This window comes from Kineosporia sp. NBRC 101731 (assembly GCF_030269305.1).
Classification (GTDB): domain Bacteria; phylum Actinomycetota; class Actinomycetes; order Actinomycetales; family Kineosporiaceae; genus Kineosporia.
The window spans coordinates 1-1080 of the sequence record NZ_BSTC01000037.1 but is presented as its reverse complement, the minus strand read 5'-3'; the positions used below and the strand labels follow the sequence as shown (position 1 = coordinate 1080).

Sequence of the window (1080 nt, the reverse complement as noted above, 5' to 3'; positions counted from 1 at the left end):
CCCTTGGAGTCAAGTGGTGGTTGCACCATCGGCGAGGAGTAGGTCGTTGAAGACTTCAAGGGGGTTGGCGAAGTCGAGGACCTGTCGGGGCCGGTAGTTCAGGAGATAGGTCGCTTCCTGGAGTTCCTCATCGGTGACCTGGCTGAAGTCGGTTCCCTTGGGAAAGTACTGACGGATCAGGCCGTTGGTGTTCTCGTTCGAGGGCCGCTGCCAGGGCGCGTGCGGGTCACAGAAATACACCTGCAGGTCCGGGTCGGTCTTCAGATCGGCGTGACGGGCCATTTCCGCGCCCTGGTCCCAGGTCAGGCTCCGACGCCGATCGGCCGGCAGAGCACCCAGGCCCTGACGGATCGCGGTGATCACGTGCTCGCTGCTCTTGCCGTGCGGCAGCGGGCACGTGATCAGGAACCGCGAACGCCGCTCGACCAGCGTCACGATCGCCGAGCGGTTCCCCGGCCCCTGGACCAGGTCACCTTCCCAGTGACCGGGCACCGCCCGGTCAGCGGCCTGGGCCGGACGCTCATGAATACTGATCATCCCGGCAAACCGCTCCCGATCACGCCCGGCCGCTGCGGCCGTGCGTGACATCCGCCGCAACCGGCCCGTGCGCAAGGCCACGTCCAGTTCCACGTTCATCCGACGACGGCCCAGGACGTAAATAGCGTTGTAGACGGTGGTGTGAGACACCCTCCATCGTGGGGCATCAGGACGATGAGCGTGCTCACGGGCCACCCGCCCACACGCCTGGGCCGGGGAAGCCCCCGCCCGCAGCCAATGCCCGATCTGCCGGCGCAACCCATGATCAGCTGCCAGCCTCAACACCTTCGGGCGTTCACGCCGGCGCCGGGCATCCAGCTCCGCCCGCCGCGGGTAATACCGGCCCTTACCATCACGATCAGCCGCGACCTCCCGCGAGATCGTCGTATGCGAACGCCCCAGCACCCGCCCGATATACCGGAACGTCCGATCCTCCTGCAGCATCGCGCTGATCGCGACCCGCTCCCCAAACGTCAACCGTTCACCCGGCACAAGCACCCTCCACCACCATCAGGACTGGTGCAACGACCGTACTAACCCGCC

The 1080-nt window shown here is 66.4% G+C and carries 1 protein-coding gene; it reads right to left on the bottom strand.

Annotated elements, in window-relative coordinates; translation table 11 throughout:
- Positions 1–9: 9 nt before the first annotated feature.
- The gene (locus QSK05_RS35985; protein ID WP_352303837.1) at positions 10–1029 is read right to left on the bottom strand and encodes an IS30 family transposase; all 1020 of its coding nucleotides are present in this window, start codon (positions 1027–1029) and stop codon (positions 10–12) included.
- Between the last annotated feature and the right edge of the window lie 51 nt (positions 1030–1080).